Origin of the sequence: Sphingomonas sp. DC1600-2, from assembly GCF_049897605.1 — a bacterium.
Taxonomy (GTDB): Bacteria; Pseudomonadota; Alphaproteobacteria; order Sphingomonadales; family Sphingomonadaceae; genus Sphingomonas.
Genome location: NZ_JAFCWO010000003.1, coordinates 409959 through 425069, shown reverse-complemented (window position 1 = coordinate 425069; position 15111 = coordinate 409959). Strand labels below are relative to the sequence as shown.

17 protein-coding genes are annotated in these 15111 nt (G+C 65.6%); 8 read left to right on the top strand and 9 right to left on the bottom strand.

Annotated elements, in window-relative coordinates; all coding sequences use genetic code 11:
* Nucleotides 1–58 precede the first annotated feature (58 nt).
* The 8 genes from ACP7BL_RS08740 to ACP7BL_RS08705 form a co-directional block, all read right to left on the bottom strand.
* On the bottom strand, nt 59–2158 hold the full coding sequence (locus tag ACP7BL_RS08740; RefSeq protein WP_426258112.1) for a biotin carboxylase N-terminal domain-containing protein: 2100 nt from the start codon (nt 2156–2158) through the stop codon (nt 59–61).
* Nucleotides 2159–2271: 113 nt separating this feature from the next.
* Entirely contained in the window at nt 2272–3387 is a 1116-nt protein-coding gene (gene bioB, locus ACP7BL_RS08735) for a biotin synthase BioB (protein WP_426258111.1), read from the bottom strand.
* Nucleotides 3384–5654 (bottom strand): methylmalonyl-CoA mutase, encoded by a 2271-nt coding sequence (scpA, locus tag ACP7BL_RS08730; RefSeq protein WP_426258110.1) that lies wholly within the window; start codon nt 5652–5654, stop codon nt 3384–3386. The genes bioB and scpA overlap by 4 nt, the downstream gene beginning before the upstream one ends.
* 143 nt (nt 5655–5797) lie before the next feature.
* Entirely contained in the window at nt 5798–6580 is a 783-nt protein-coding gene (locus tag ACP7BL_RS08725; RefSeq protein ID WP_426258109.1) for an enoyl-CoA hydratase-related protein, read from the bottom strand.
* Nucleotides 6581–6622: 42 nt separating this feature from the next.
* Complete coding sequence (gene mce, locus ACP7BL_RS08720) at nt 6623–7051, bottom strand: methylmalonyl-CoA epimerase (RefSeq protein WP_426258108.1); 429 nt, start codon at nt 7049–7051, stop codon at nt 6623–6625.
* Between the two features lie 31 nt (nt 7052–7082).
* A complete protein-coding gene (locus ACP7BL_RS08715; protein ID WP_126848887.1) occupies nt 7083–7613 on the bottom strand; it encodes a hypothetical protein in 531 nt (176 codons plus the stop codon).
* The gene (gene cobS, locus ACP7BL_RS08710; protein ID WP_126848886.1) at nt 7613–8614 is read right to left on the bottom strand and encodes a cobaltochelatase subunit CobS; all 1002 of its coding nucleotides are present in this window, start codon (nt 8612–8614) and stop codon (nt 7613–7615) included. Before cobS ends, ACP7BL_RS08715 begins: the two co-directional genes overlap by 1 nt.
* A 70-nt stretch (nt 8615–8684) precedes the next feature.
* A complete protein-coding gene (locus ACP7BL_RS08705) occupies nt 8685–9362 on the bottom strand; it encodes a winged helix-turn-helix transcriptional regulator (RefSeq protein ID WP_426258107.1) in 678 nt (225 codons plus the stop codon).
* Between the two features lie 81 nt (nt 9363–9443).
* Here ACP7BL_RS08705 and ACP7BL_RS08700 point away from each other — a divergent pair, with 81 nt between their 5' ends.
* From ACP7BL_RS08700 to ACP7BL_RS08690, 3 genes are read left to right on the top strand one after another with little or no spacing between them, the layout of a single operon-like run.
* Nucleotides 9444–9875 (top strand): VOC family protein, encoded by a 432-nt coding sequence (locus ACP7BL_RS08700; RefSeq protein ID WP_288045853.1) that lies wholly within the window; start codon nt 9444–9446, stop codon nt 9873–9875.
* Nucleotides 9876–9921: 46 nt separating this feature from the next.
* The gene (locus ACP7BL_RS08695; RefSeq protein ID WP_033967136.1) at nt 9922–10272 is read left to right on the top strand and encodes a DUF1428 domain-containing protein; all 351 of its coding nucleotides are present in this window, start codon (nt 9922–9924) and stop codon (nt 10270–10272) included.
* A 23-nt stretch (nt 10273–10295) separates the two neighbouring features.
* Nucleotides 10296–11084 (top strand): VOC family protein, encoded by a 789-nt coding sequence (locus ACP7BL_RS08690; RefSeq protein ID WP_426258106.1) that lies wholly within the window; start codon nt 10296–10298, stop codon nt 11082–11084.
* 4 nt (nt 11085–11088) lie between these two features.
* On the opposite strand, the gene ACP7BL_RS08685 is transcribed toward ACP7BL_RS08690, so the two are convergent.
* Nucleotides 11089–11709, bottom strand: a complete 621-nt coding sequence (locus ACP7BL_RS08685; protein WP_126848882.1) for a J domain-containing protein — start codon at nt 11707–11709, stop codon at nt 11089–11091.
* A 39-nt stretch (nt 11710–11748) separates the two neighbouring features.
* Between ACP7BL_RS08685 and ACP7BL_RS08680 the strand changes: the two genes are divergently transcribed.
* The 5 genes from ACP7BL_RS08680 to ACP7BL_RS08660 all read left to right on the top strand — a co-directional run bounded on the left by ACP7BL_RS08680 (nt 11749) and on the right by ACP7BL_RS08660 (nt 15108).
* Nucleotides 11749–12051 (top strand): BolA family protein, encoded by a 303-nt coding sequence (locus tag ACP7BL_RS08680; RefSeq protein ID WP_426258105.1) that lies wholly within the window; start codon nt 11749–11751, stop codon nt 12049–12051.
* 3 nt (nt 12052–12054) lie between these two features.
* Entirely contained in the window at nt 12055–12765 is a 711-nt protein-coding gene (locus ACP7BL_RS08675; protein WP_126848881.1) for a glutathione S-transferase, read from the top strand.
* Complete coding sequence (locus ACP7BL_RS08670; protein ID WP_137903225.1) at nt 12762–13205, top strand: NUDIX hydrolase; 444 nt, start codon at nt 12762–12764, stop codon at nt 13203–13205. The genes ACP7BL_RS08675 and ACP7BL_RS08670 overlap by 4 nt, the downstream gene beginning before the upstream one ends.
* Complete coding sequence (locus ACP7BL_RS08665; RefSeq protein WP_426258104.1) at nt 13202–14104, top strand: pirin family protein; 903 nt, start codon at nt 13202–13204, stop codon at nt 14102–14104. The genes ACP7BL_RS08670 and ACP7BL_RS08665 overlap by 4 nt, the downstream gene beginning before the upstream one ends.
* 116 nt (nt 14105–14220) lie before the next feature.
* The gene (locus tag ACP7BL_RS08660) at nt 14221–15108 is read left to right on the top strand and encodes an alpha/beta fold hydrolase (protein WP_426258103.1); all 888 of its coding nucleotides are present in this window, start codon (nt 14221–14223) and stop codon (nt 15106–15108) included.
* Nucleotides 15109–15111 lie beyond the last annotated feature (3 nt).

Genomic DNA, 15111 nt, shown 5'->3' with positions numbered 1-15111 from the left:
CACCGCGCGCGGTCCACCGAAATTTCGTGACAATCTGTCGCGGAAACTACGTCTTGCGTTACTCCATTTCCAAAATGACCGCGTCGACGGCGAGACTGTCGCCGGTTTTGGCGTTGATCGTCTTGACCGTGCCCGCTTTTTCGGCGCGCAGGATGTTTTCCATCTTCATCGCCTCGACCACCGCAAGCGGCTGGCCCGCTTCGACCTTATCGCCCGCCGCGACATCCAGCCGCATTAACAGGCCCGGCATCGGGCACAGCAGGAATTTCGACAGATCGGGCGGGATCTTCTCGATCAGATGCTGCGCATAGGGCGCGACATGCGCAGGCAGCACGCGCGCGACATGGCTTGCGCCGCGCGTGGTGAGCGTAAAGCCGGTGCGCGTGCGCGCGATCTTCACGGTCAGCGGGGCGTCATCCAGCTCCGCCTCGACCACGCGGTCGCCCGGCGTATATTCGAGCGCGATGTCGAGATCGGCATCGTCGACCGTGATGCCGCTGGTCGAAATCGCCACCAGATGCTCGGTCTCGCCGATCTTGACCGACCAGTCCGACGGCGGCCGCAGCCGCTTGCCGAGTTGCCCGTCGATGCGACGTGCGCGGTCGGCCTCGGCGGTGGCAGCAAAGGCCGCGATCGCGGCGAGCGCTTCGGACAGTTCGGGCGAGGCGGGCGCGCCGTGGAAGCCGTCCGGATATTCCTCGGCGATGAAGCCGGTGGTGATGTTGCCCGAGCGGAAGCGCGGATGCTGCATCAGCGCCGACAGGAAATCGAGATTGTTGCCCGGCCCTTCGATCTCGAACGCGTCGAGCGCTGCGATCTGTTCGTCGATCGCTTCCTCGCGCGTCGGTGCCCAGGTAATCAGCTTGGCGATCATCGGGTCATAGAACATGCTGACCTCGCCCCCTTCGCGCACGCCATCGTCGACGCGGACATACGCTTCTCCCCTCCCCTTCAGGGGAGGGGTCGGGGGAGGGGAAGTCTCGAGCGCCGCCCCTGCGGACAGCCCCTCCCCTAGCCCCTCCCCTGAAGGGGAGGGGGATGTGTACGGCGTGCCCTTGCTCTCAGGCGGATTATACCGCACCAGCCGCCCGATGCTCGGCAGGAACCCGCGATACGGGTCCTCGGCATAGACGCGATTTTCCACCGCCCAGCCGTTCAACTGCACATCGTCCTGCCCGAACCCCAGCGGCTCGCCGGCCGCGACGCGGATCATCAGTTCGACCAGATCGAGCCCGGTCACTGCCTCGGTCACGGGATGCTCGACTTGCAGCCGGGTGTTCATTTCGAGGAAGTAGAAGCCCTCGCCCGTCGTATCCGCGCCCGACACGATCAATTCGACCGTCCCTGCCGAATAATAGCCGACCGCGCGTGCCAGCGCGACCGCCTGCTCGCCCATCGCCTTGCGCATTTTCGGCGTCACGAACGGTGATGGCGCTTCCTCGACCACCTTCTGATGCCGCCGCTGGATCGAGCATTCGCGCTCGCCCAGATAGACGATGTTGCCGTGCTGGTCGCCCATCACCTGGATTTCGATGTGGCGCGGGCTTTCGATGAACTTCTCGATGAACACGCGGTCGTCGCCGAACGACGCCAGCCCCTCGCGCTTGGTCGCCTCGAAGCCTTCGCGCACGTCCTGTTCGCTATAAGCCAGCCGCATCCCCTTGCCGCCGCCGCCCGCGCTCGCCTTCATCATCACCGGATAACCGATATCGCTCGCGATCCGCACCGCGTCCTCGGTATCGGCGATTTCGCCGAGGAAACCGGGGACGACATTGACCCCGGCCTGCTTGGCCAGCTTCTTCGATTCGATCTTGTCGCCCATCGCGGCGATCGCGGCGGGCGGCGGCCCGACAAAGGTGATCCCCGCCTCGGCGCAGGCCTTGGCGAAGCTCTCGCGCTCGGACAGGAAGCCATAGCCCGGATGGATGCAGTCCGCGCCGGTTTCCTTGGCCGCAAGCAGGATCAGGTCGGCGAGCAAATAGCTCTCCCCCGCCGGCGGCGGCCCGAGCCGCACGCTCTCATCCGCCATCAGCACATGCGGGCTGCGCGCATCGGCGTCGGAATAGACCGCGACCGTCGCGATCCCCATCTTCTTGGCGGTGCGCATCACCCGGCAGGCGATTTCACCGCGATTGGCGACCAGGATTTTCTTGAACATTCTACTCTCCCCTCCCGCTTGCGGGAGGGGCCGGGGGAGGGCCGTCCGCAAGGGGTTGATGTCTGGGGGGAGGAAAGTCCCTCCCCTAGCCCCTCCCGCAAGCGGGAGGGGAATTAGGCGGCCGCCACCCGCATCGGCTCTTCACCCGTCATCGGGACGAGCCCGAGCTTCGCCAGCAGCGCGGCGTCCTTGTCGTCCCCGGCATTGCCCGTGGTGAGCAATTTGTCGCCGGTGAAGATCGAATTCGCGCCGCCCAAGAAGCACAAGGCCTGCGTTGCTTCGGACATGCTCTCGCGCCCGGCCGACAGCCGCACCATGCTCATCGGCATGGTGATGCGCGCCACCGCGACGGTGCGGACGAACTCGATATCGTCGATCTTGGCGAGCGGGGTATCGGCCAGCATGTTGCCAAGCACGGTGCCCTTGACCGGCACCAACGCATTGACCGGCACGCTCTCCGGGTGGCGCGGCAAGGTGGCCAGCGCATGGATGAAGCCGACGCGGTCGCCGCGCGTCTCGCCCATGCCGACGATCCCGCCGCAGCACACGTTGATGCCGGCTTCGCGCACATGATCGAGCGTGTCGAGCCGGTCCTGGAAGGTGCGCGTGGTGATGACCTCCGCGTATTTTTCCGGCGAAGTGTCGATATTGTGGTTGTAATAATCGAGCCCCGCCTCGGCGAGCTGCTGCGCCTGGGCGGGCGTCAGCATGCCCAGCGTCATGCAGGTTTCCATGCCCATGCTCGCCACGCCCTGCACCATCTCGATGATCGCGGGCATGTCCTTGTCCTTGGGGTTGCGCCAGGCCGCGCCCATGCAGAAGCGCTGGCTTCCCGCATCACGCGCCTGCGCCGCCGATTGCAGCACCGCGCGCACGTCCATCAGCTTGCTGGCCTTCAGCTCGGTGTCGGCGCTGGCCGACTGGTTGCAATAGCCGCAATCCTCGGGGCAACCGCCGGTCTTGATCGACAGCAGCGTGCAAAGCTGCACCTGCCCCGCCGCATGATGCGTGCGGTGGACGGTCTGCGCGCGGAACATCAGTTCATCGAACGGCAGATCATAGAGCGCAGCGATTTCCGCGCGGGTCCAGTCGTTCCTGACCTCACTCCCCTCCCTGGAAGGGAGGGGTTGGGGGTGGGTCGGCCCGTTGGGCGCGGTCGGCTCTTCATTGAGAGCAACCCACCCCCGGCCCCTCCCTTCCAGGGAGGGGAGATTCAAAGACTCGTTCATTCCACACTTTCCTCAACCGGGGGCATATTATGCCCCAGCAATCTGAGCACTTCGCCCGCCGCCTCGACCAGATTGGTGCCGGGCCCGAAAATCCCCTGCACGCCCGCATCGCGCAGGAACTGGTAATCCTGCGCCGGGATCACCCCGCCCGCGATGACCTTGATGTCGCCGCGCCCCGCGTCGCGCAAATGGCCGATCAGTTCGGGGATCAGCGTCTTGTGCCCCGCCGCGAGTGACGACGCACCCACCACATCGACATCACGCTCGATCGCGAGCTTGGCGGCTTCGGCCGGCGTCTGGAACAGCGGACCCGGCACCACTTCGAAACCGAGATCGCCGAACGCCGACGACACCAGATTGGCACCCCGATCATGCCCATCCTGCCCCATCTTGGCGACCAGCATGCGGGGGCGGCGGCCATTGCGCGTCTCCAGCGAGACGACGCCGTCCTTCAAGCCCTGCCACGCCGCATCAAATGCGTGCGCGCCACCGTAAATGCCCGATACCGGCGTCGGCACGGTGTCATAGCGCCCGAACACATCTTCCATCGCCGAGGAAATCTCGCCCAAAGTCGCCCGCTGGCGGGCGCATTCAACGGCAAGTGCGAGAAGGTTCGATCCTCCCCGGAATGGGGAGGTGGCAGCCGCAGGCTGACGGAGGGGGCTCTCCCCAAGCGACCCGCCCGCCTGTGGCACGCCCCCTCCACCCTTCGCTATATGCTCACGGTCCCCCTCCCCGTGCCGGGGAGGATTTCGCGCACCTTCCCTCAAAGCCTCCAGCGCCGCCTGACACTTCGCCTCATCCCGCCCCGCCTTGGACTTGGCAATCCGCGCGATCTGCGCCTCGCGCACCGCGACGTTGTCGACGTCGAGAATGTCGATCGGGTCCTGCTCGGCCAGCTTATATTTGTTGACGCCGACGATGACGTCCTCGCCCTTGTCGACCCGCGCGGCGCGCGCAGCCGACGCTTCCTCGATCATCGCCTTGGGCCAGCCCGCCGCCACCGCTTGCGCCATGCCGCCCTCGGCCTCGACGCGCTCGATGATCTCCCACGCTTTGTCGACCAGTTCCTCGGTCAGGCTCTCGATATAATAGCTGCCGCCCAGGGGATCGACGACCTTGGTCATCCCCGTCTCTTCCTGCAGCACGATCTGCGTGTTGCGCGCGATCCGTGCCGAGAAATCGGTCGGCAGTGCGATCGCTTCGTCCAGCGCATTGGTGTGGAGGCTCTGCGTCCCCCCCAGCATCGCCGCCATCGCCTCGATCGTGGTGCGGATCACATTGTTATACGGGTCCTGCTCGGTCAGCGACACGCCGCTCGTCTGGCAGTGCGTGCGCAGCATCTTGGAGCGCTCGTCCTTGGCTCCAAGATCGGTCATCACGCGGTGCCACAATTTGCGCGCCGCGCGCAATTTGGCGACCTCCATGAAGAAGTTCATGCCGATCGCGAAGAAGAAGCTCAGCCGCCCGGCGAACGCATCGAGGTCGAGCCCGCTCGCCATCGCCGCCTTGGCATATTCGCGCCCGTCGGCGATCGTGAAGGCCAGTTCCTGCAGCTGCGTCGCCCCCGCTTCCTGCATGTGATAGCCGGAAATCGAGATCGAATTGAACTTCGGCATATATGCCGAGGTGTAGGCGATGATGTCCGAGATGATCCGCATGCTCGGTTCGGGGGGATAGATATAGGTGTTGCGGACCATGAACTCCTTGAGGATGTCGTTCTGGATCGTGCCGTCGAGCTGATCCTGAGAGACCCCCTGCTCCTCACCCGCGACGATGAAGAAAGCGAGGATCGGGATCACCGCGCCGTTCATCGTCATCGAGACCGACATCTTGTCGAGCGGAATGCCGTCGAACAGGATCTTCATGTCGTCGATCGTGTCGATCGCCACGCCCGCTTTGCCGACATCGCCGGTCACGCGCGGATGGTCGCTATCATAGCCGCGATGCGTCGCCAGATCGAACGCGACCGACAGCCCCTTCTGCCCCGCCGCCAGGTTACGCCGGTAGAAAGCGTTGGAGGCTTCCGCAGTCGAGAAACCCGCATATTGCCGGATCGTCCACGGCCGCCCCGCATACATTGACGCGCGCACCCCGCGCGTGAACGGCGCAAAACCCGGCAGACCGGGATCGATCCCGGCCACATCGGCTGCAGTGTAGAGCGGCTTGACGGCGATCCCTTCCGGCGTGTGCCAGGTCAGATCACGCCCCTTCACCTCTTTCGCGGCGAGGGCCTGCCAGTCTTCAAGGGTGGGTTTGTCTGTCATCGGTCCATTCCTCCTCTCCCATCGGGAGAGGATACGAAGGCTTAGCCGCGCAGCGGCTTAGCCGAAGTTGGTGAGGGTGACCCTCACCCTTCCGCCGCCTTACGGCGGCTCCCTCCCTCTCCCAAAGGGAGAGGGAATGCAACTCACGCCCCTTTGAACACCGGCTTGCGCTTTTGCAGGAAGGCGATGCCGCCTTCCATCGAATCCGCACTGCCGCGCACGGTGCGCTGATTCTCGGCTTCCTGCAGCATCGCGGCGGCATAATCGACTTCATAGGCATGGCGGATCTGCCGCCGCATCAGCCCCAAGGCGAGCGTCGGCCCCGCCGCCAGCCGCTCGGCCAAAGCGAACGCCTCGGCATCGAGCACATCGTCGGCGACGACCTTGTGGATCATCCCCCAGTCGAGCGCCTTGGCCGCCGCGATGCGCTCGCCCAGCAGCATCATTTCGGTCGCGCGCGCCCGGCCGATCAGGCGCGGCAGCATCCAGCTTGCGCCGCCATCGGGCACCAGCCCGATATTGACGAACGCCTGCAGGAAATAGGCCGTCTCGGAGCCCACACAGAAATCGGCGGCCAGCGCCAGGCTGCAGCCGATCCCCGCCGCGGGCCCGCGCACCGCGCTGACCACCGGAACGCCCAGATCGGCGATCGCGGCGATCGTCGGGTTATAGGCCTCGGTGAGGGCGGCGAAGGTGGCATTGCCGGGATCGTCGCTGCCCAGCGCCCCGCCCGCGACATCCGCACCCGAGCAAAACCCCCGCCCCGCCGCCGCGATCAGCACCGCGCGCGCACCGTCGAGCGCACCGAGCGCGCTCCGCAATTCCACGAACATTGCAGGCGGCGCGGCATTCAGCCGCTCGGGCCGGTTGAGCGTCAGCACCAGCACATCGCCGCGCCGGTCGGCCTCGATCATCGTATAGCTCATGGCATTCCTCTCCTGTCCCCGGCACAACGCGGTGCCAAGGTATCAATGGGCGTCGGTCGGCGTCTCCATCAGTTCGACCAGCACGCCGCCCATATCCTTGGGGTGGACGAAGACGATCGGCGTGCCATGCGCGCCGATACGCGGCTCGCCCAGAATGGTCGCCCCCTTCGCCTTCAACGCGGCGACGGCGGCATGGATTTCGGGCACTTCGAAACAGACATGATGCTGCCCGCCCGCCGGGTTCTTGCGCAGAAAGCCCGCAATTGGCGAACTTTCATCATAGGGCTCGATCAGTTCGATCTGCGTGTTGGGCGTGTCGATGAAACAGACCTTCACGCCCTGCGCCGGCAAATCGAAGGGTTCGCCAATCCGGGTCGCACCCAGCACGTCGCGATACAGCGCGATCGAACGTTCGATCGACGGCGTCGCCACGCCGACATGGTTGAGCCGTCCGAGCGTGAAGGCCGTCATCGGCAAATGCCTTTTGCGGGCGCAGGCAGGGTCATTGATCGTCCCCCGGCTCAGGGTTGGCTGGCGGAGTAGCGGCGGTTGCCGCCACGCGCGGCGGGGCCTTGCCGAATTCATAGCCGCAGGCCGACAGCACTTGTCGGATCGGCGCTTCGCCCGGACCGACGAACTGCGCCTCGACCACCTTTTCCTCAGGGTCGATCACGCGAACGCGGATCGATTTGCCGTGCGCGATCATGACGGACAGGTTGCTGACGACCGCATCGTTGCTGATGAAGGCACCGCTGCCGGGGAATTGCCAGTTGGTGCCAAGCCAGCCGCCATCATCGACATTGATCGATACCGGGCGCGGCAAAGCTGCCGAAAAGCCGGGCTTGGGGATGAACTGGATCGAAACGATCTTTTCGTTGGTCACGTCACAGCGCACGACCAGCCGCGCCTTGGCGTCGGTCGACCAGGCCGAACTCGAGGTCGATGTATTTGCGCCGTTGACGTGCGTTTGAATCGCCCACGGCGCTGCGGTGGGTGCGGGCGCTGCCGCCTGGAGCAGGAGCAGCGCGAGCATCACTGCGCCACCACGCTTTCGGGCAGATCCTTGCCGAACACCCGCTGATAATATTCCGCCACCAGACTGCGCTCCGTTTCGTCGCATTTGTTGAGGAAGGACAGGCGGAAGGCGAAACCGACATCGCCGAAGATCAGCGTGTTCTGCGCCCAGGTGATGACGGTACGCGGGCTCATCACCGTCGAAATGTCGCCATTGATGAAGCCGCGGCGCGTCAGGTCCGCCACGCGCACCATATTCTCGACTTGGCGTTTGCCCTCGGGGTGATCATATTCGCCCGATTTGGCGAGCACGATCCGCGCCTCGACGGCGGCAGGCAGATAGTTGAGCGTGACGACGATGTTCCAGCGGTCCATCTGGCCCTGGTTGATCTGCTGCGTGCCGTGATACAGGCCCGACGTATCGCCCAGCCCCACCGTATTGGCGGTGGCGAACAGGCGGAAATAGGGGTTGGGGCGGATCACGCGGTTCTGGTCGAGCAGCGTCAACTTGCCCTCGGTTTCCAGCACGCGCTGGATCACGAACATCACGTCGGGGCGGCCCGCATCATATTCGTCGAACACCAAGGCGGTCGGCGTCTGCAACGCCCAGGGCAACAGCCCCTCGCGGAACTCGGTGACTTGCTGGCCGTCCTTCAGCACGATCGCATCGCGCCCGATCAAGTCGATGCGGCTGATATGCGCGTCGAGGTTGATGCGGATGCACGGCCAGTTCAGCCGCGCCGCGACCTGTTCGATATGCGTCGATTTGCCGGTGCCGTGATAGCCCTGCACCATCACGCGGCGGTTGTGCGCAAAGCCTGCGCAAATCGCGAGCGTGGTGTCCTTGTCGAACACATAGGTCGGGTCGAGATCGGGCACGCGCTCATCGGCTTCGCTGAACGCGGGGACCTGCATATCCGAATCGATCCCGAACAGATCGCGGACCTTCTTCATCTGGTCGGGCGCGTCGAGGATCGTAGTCTCGCGGCTGTCGGGCTGAGTGTTCGGAATCGTGGTCATTGCTGAATGCTCTGCAAGGTGGTTGCCCCCTCCCTAGCCCTTCGTATCGCGCGAAGTCGAGACGTGAGTTTCATGCAATTTTGGGCGGCAGTTCGAACACAGTGCAGAAGCGTGCGGCGAGCGCGGCATCGCCGCTGACCGCCAGCCGCCCCCACGACACCACCTCCGCCAACGGCGTCGTGCCGAACAGCGCGGGCAGAAAGGCGTTGGGCTCGCCTTCAAACACCGCATCGGGATCGGCGACGTCGCCGCGGCTGACCGTCAGCGCGCCATCGGCGATGCGGGCACCATAACGCTCCTTGCCGAGCACGAAACCGAACGCCCCGGCAAAGCCGCCCGCCCGCTCGGGATGAAACATCATGCGCAGCGCCAGCATCAGCGCCACGCGCGAAAAGGGCAGCGACGGGTCATGCGCGGGCGACCGCAACGCCCAGCGCCCCAGCGCCATCACGATCGGCTCGGCTTCATACCCCCACGGCGTCAGCGCATAGACCTGGACATTGGCGGGCGACGGCAGCGTCGCGCGCGCGAGAATCCCTGCCGCCTCCAGCCCCTGCAACCGCTGCGTCAGCACGTTGGCGCTCAGGCCCGGCAAACCGCCGCGAATTTCGCTGAAACGTCGCGGCCCCAGCAGCAATTCGCGGATGACCAGCAGCGACCAGCGCTCCCCCACGAACTCCAGCGCCAGCGCGGTTCCACACGCATCGTCATACCAGCGCTTCGTCGCAACCGGAGGGGTTTTGGTCACTTTTTCTAACTTCATGGTTGTTTTAAGTAACCTGAAGATGCATCAAATACAAACAGCGAGTCGCAAAAGGAGAGGTGCGCCGTGGCCAACGCCGTCTTTATCAATTTGCCCGTTGCCAACGTCGCTGCGTCCATCGCCTTTTACGAAGCGATCGGCTGCACCAGGAACGAGCAGTTCTCCAACGCCTCCGGTGCCGCGATGACGTGGTCGGATTCGGTCAACTTCATGCTGCTCGCCCACGATCTGTACAGCAGCTTCACCCCCAAACGGATCATCGATGCGCACGCGACCAGCGGCGCGCTGTTCGCGCTGGCGCTCGATTCGCGCGAGGCGGTGGATGCGTTTGCGGCGCGCGCGCTGGCGGCGGGCGGGCGCGAGGCGCACGGCGCGGAGGACGAAGGCTTTATGTATTCACGCGGGATCGAGGATCCCGACGGCCACGGCCTCGGCCCGTTCTGGATGGATGCCAACGCCGCGCCCGCTGCGCAGCCGCAGGCGGAAACGGCCGGCTGACCCGATCAATCCCGCCACCCACCCTCGAACGATCAGGAGAGGACGCATGTATATCGACGGCTTCGTGATCCCCGTGCCGACCGAGCGCAAGGCCGAGTTCCTCGACCATGCGCGCCTGGTCGACGCGATGTTCCTGGAACTCGGCGCGACGCGCATCGTCGAGGGCTGGGGCGACGACGTTCCGGCGGGTCAACACACCGATTTCGCACGCGCCGTCGCCGCGACGGCGGAGGAAACGGTGGCGTTTTCGTGGATCGAATGGCCCGACCGGGTGACGCGCGATGCGGCAATGGAAAAGATGCGCAGCGACCCCCGGATGGCGGACACGCCGATCCCGTTCGACGGCAGGCGCATGATCTTCGGCGGGTTCGACCCCGTCCTCGACCTCACGGCCTGACCTTAACGCGAGAGGAGCGCCCCATGACCAACCCACACGGCACCCCGATCTGGTACGAGTTGCAAAGCATCGACCCGCCCGCGTCGAAAGCGTTCTACGATCACGTCATCGGCTGGTCGATCGGCGAGCCGACTCCCGAAATGGATTACCGCATGATCGAAACCGGGCACGGCGCGGTCGGCGGGGTGATGCGGCTGACGCCCGAGATGGCGGCAGGCGGGGCCAGGCCCGGCTGGCTGTTCTATCTTGGCGTAGACGATGCCGATGCGACTGCCGATGCGATCAAGGCCGCAGGCGGAACGGTGCATATGGGCCCATGGACCATGCCGGGGGTCGGCCGCATGGCGGTGGTCGCCGATCCGCAGGGCATCCCCTTCTACATCATGCGCGGCGACAGCGACGCATCGAGCACCGCTTATGAGCGCACCGGCATGGGCAAGTGCAACTGGAACGAGCTGATCACTCCCGATCAGGACGCCGGCGACGCCTTTTACCGCAGCGTGTTCGGCTGGAACTATCCCGACGTCATGCCGATGGGGCCGATGGGCGAATATCGCTTCATCGCGGTCGGCAACCTGACCTTCGGTGCGACGATGCGGCATGACGGCTCGGGCCCGCCGCCCGGCTGGCGCTTCTATTTCCGCGCGCCCGACATCGAGGCGGCAGCCGCCAAGGTGACCGAGGCGGGCGGCAGCGTGACGATGGGGCCGATCGAGGTCCCCGGCGGCGACCGCATCATCGTGGCGAGCGATCCGCACGGCGTCGTCTTCGGCGTGGTCGGCCCGGGTGACGCTGCCGTCGCGGAGCATTGAGCGTTCAGGCGAACGCCGCCGCGCTCTTTAGCTGGGTGTAGGCCGCGATCACGTCCTGCAGCTTGCTCTCGAAACTGCGGTCGCCGCCATTGCGATCGGGGTGATATTTGCGCACCAATTCGGCATAGCGTTCGCGCAAACCGCGCCGGTCGACATCGGGGGCGAGCCCCAGCACCTTGAGCGAGCGCCGGTCGACCTCCGACAAAGGCCGCCCGTCCTTCCGCTCTGGCTCCATCTTGCGCCGGAAACGCGCGCCGATCGCGTCGAGCGGATCGCTGAAATCGGACCATTTCGGCGGCACGTCCCCGCCCGAATGCGCGAAGGCGCGCGTCTCGCGCTCCCATCCGGCGAACGGGCGCTGTTGCGCGTGGATTTCCTCGGGGCTCATACCGTTGAAGAAATTGTAGCGCGCGTTGAACGCGCGGACATGGTCGAGGCAGAACCAGCGATAGCCACGCGGGCCATCCGCACCGAAACGCGGTCCATCGCCCGCCGGCGCGCGAAATTCACCGGCTTCGTCGCAGCCCGGTTCCTCGCACACGCGCCCGCTTCCCTCCACGCGTCCGTGGAAGCGCGGGGCGGGCCGCTCTCTCGCGCCATCTTTCTTGTCGTCGTCGCGGGCCACGCGGCTCCCTCAAATGCAAAAGCGGTCTATATAGGCGCGATGACAGACCCTGCCACCGCCCCCCATCCGATTCCGCGCCCGATCGTCGATGAGATTCGCGATCGCCTCGTCGCAGCCCTCTCCCCGACCGCGCTCGATGTCTCCAACGACAGTGCGCAGCATGCCGGGCATCTCGGTGACGACGGCACCGGCGAATCGCACTTTACCGTCACGGTCGAATCCGGGGCCTTTGTCGGTCTGTCGCGCGTTGGGCGACAGCGTTTGGTCAATCAGGCGCTGGCGGACCTGCTGCGGGGCCGCATTCACGCCCTCGCGATCCGCGCCCGGGCTCCGGGAGAATAAGCGATGCGCTACGGTCTGTGGTATTGGCCCGGAATCCAGGGCCGTGGCGAATTCATCAGATTGCCGCTGGAGGCAGCGGGGATCGCCTATGTCGAATGCGGCCGCGTCGAGGGTGAGGACGCGCTGGTCGCCAACATGGCCAAACATGCCACCAAGCGCGGCCCCTTCGCGCCGCCCTATCTTGAACTCGACGGCATGGTGATCGCGCAGGTCGCCAACATCCTGCTTTTTCTCGGCGACCATCATCAGGTCGGCGCATCGCGCATTGCCGACCGGTTGTGGCTCAACCAGTTGCAATTGACGATCGCCGACATGGTCACCGAGGTCCACAGCGTCCACCACCCGATCGCCGGGTCACTGACCTATGAGGCGCAGAAGGACACTGCGCTCGCGGTAGCCAGGGTGTTCCGCGAGGAGCGCATGCCCAAATTCCTCGATCACTTCGAGCAGGCGGCCAATAGCGGCTCGGGCGAATGGCTAATCGACCATCACTGGACCTATGCCGACACGTCGCTGTTCCAGTTGGTCGAGGGGCTGCGCTATATGTTCCCCAAGCGGATGGCCGCGCTCGAGCCCGCTTATCCCGGCCTGATCCGCATCCACGATCTCGTCGCCGATCTGCCCGGCATCCGCGCCTATCTGAAGAGCGAACGCCGCCTGCCCTTCTCGCAGAACGGCATCTTCCGCCATTATCCCGAGCTCGACGCTGCATGACCCGCACCCCCCGCCCCGCCGCGCGCATCGTGTTGCTCGATCCGGCGGGGCGCGTCCTCTTGTTCCGTTTCGACCCAGATGACCGCCCGCCTTTCTGGTGCACGCCCGGCGGCGCACTCGATCCGGGCGAAGACTATCCCGCCGCCGCCCGACGCGAATTGCTGGAGGAAACCGGCTTCGATCTCGATCCCGGCCCCGAAATCCTACGCCGCGTGGTCGATTTTCTGACGATCGAAGGCGTGCCCGTCACCGCCGACGAACGCTATTTCCTCGTCCGCGCGCCGCACGACCGGATCGAGACGCACGGCCACACCGCGCTCGAGCAGCGCGTGATGACGCGCTGGCGCTGGTTCACCCGCGCGGAACTGACGCAAGCGACCGAGCCCTATTTCCCGAGCGACCTGCTCGCCCTTCTCGCCGATCTGGAGGCACAGCCATGACCAATGACGATCTGATCCTGCAGACGATCACCCCCTCGACCCACGATCTCGGCGGCTTCAAGGTGCATCGCACCTTGCCGTCGCGACCGCGCACGATGGTCGGCCCGTTCATCTTCTTCGACCAGATGGGCCCCGCACGGCTGGAGGTCGGCACCGGCATCGACGTGCGCCCGCACCCGCACATCAATCTGGCGACGGTCACCTATCTGTTCGCAGGCGCGCTCGGCCACCGCGATTCGATCGGCAGCGACGTGGTGATCGAGCCCGGCGCGGTCAATCTGATGACGGCAGGGCACGGCATCGTCCATTCCGAACGCTCGCCCAGCGCCGAGCGCGCGGTCGGCCCCGAATTGTCGGGCATCCAGACCTGGCTTGCCTTGCCCGAAGCGGATGAAGAGCGCGATCCCGCCTTCGAGCATGTCGCCAAGGCCGATCTGCCGACGGTCGAGACGCCGGGGGCCCGTGCGCGCGTGGTGATGGGCAGCCTATGGGGGCAGAGCGCGCCGACCACCACTTATGCCAGCACGATCTATGCCGACATCGTGCTCGATGCAGGCGGCGCGGTGCCGATCGATGCAGAGGCCGACGAGCGCGCCATCTACATCGCGATTGGCGAAGCGACGCTCGACGGCATGACGCTGGAGCCGATGACGCTCTATGTGCTCAAACCCGGCGTCGCCGCGACGCTGCGCTCCGCCATCGGTGCGCGCGCGATGCTATGCGGCGGCGAGGCGTTCACCACCCCGCGCCACGTCTGGTGGAATTTCGTCTCCTCCAACCGCGACCGCATCGAAGAAGCCAAGCGCGCCTGGACCGCAGGCGAATTCCCCAAGGTGCCCGGCGACGACAAGGAATGGATCCCGATCCCCGGCGTGCCGAAGACCGTGAGTTATCCTTAAATCTACTCCCCTCCCGCTTGCGGGAGGGGTCGGGGGAGGGCATGTTGAATCGAACGCGCGGTGAGAGAAGGTCAGGCCCTCCCCTAACCCCTCCCGCAAGCGGGAGGGGAATTTCAATGCCCACCTTCACCCTTACCCCCATCCCCCTCCCGACCGGCGTAACGCTCGACGTCGCCACCGCCGGCGACCCGGCGCACCCGCCGATCATCCTGCTCCACGGCTTCCCCGAATCGCACCGCACCTGGCGGCACGTCATCCCGCAGCTCAGCGCCGATCATTTCGTCATCGCGCCCGACCAGCGCGGTTTCGCGCGCTCGTCCAAGCCAGCAAATGTGTCCGATTATACCCCCGACAAGATGGTCGCCGACTTGCTCGCGCTCGCCGATCATTTCGGCCTCACCACCTTCACGCTGGTGGGCCATGATTGGGGCGGCGCGATCGCGTGGATGGCGGCGCTGCAAAACCCTAAGCGCATCACGCGGCTGGTGATCGTCAACGCGCCGCACCCGTTCGTCTTTCAGCGCACGCTGTTCGACGACATGGCGCAGCGCGCGGCGAGCCAATATATCCGCGCCTTCCGCAACCCCGATTTCGAAAAGCACGTTGCCGGTATCGGCCTGTCGGCGTTCTTCGACGGCAGCTTTTCGGCGCATACCGATCTCGCCAAGCTGGCCGAGGAAAAGCCCATCTATCTCGACCAATGGGGCCAGCGCGGCGCGCTCACCGCCATGCTCAACTGGTATCGCGCCAGCCCGATTATCGTCCCGGCAATGGACGAAACGCCCGAGCGCCCGGCCTTTCTCGACGCGCCGTTTCCCCCGATCCAGCAGCCGACGCTGGTGGTGTGGGGCCTCAAGGACGCCGCCCTCCTACCAAGCCAGCTCGAAGGTCTCGACGCGCTCGTCCCCGACCTGACGCTGGTCAAGGTCGATGCCGGGCATTTCGTCCCCTGGGAAAACCCCGACGCGATCGTCGCGGCAATCCGGGAGTGGGAGCGCCCCTGATCC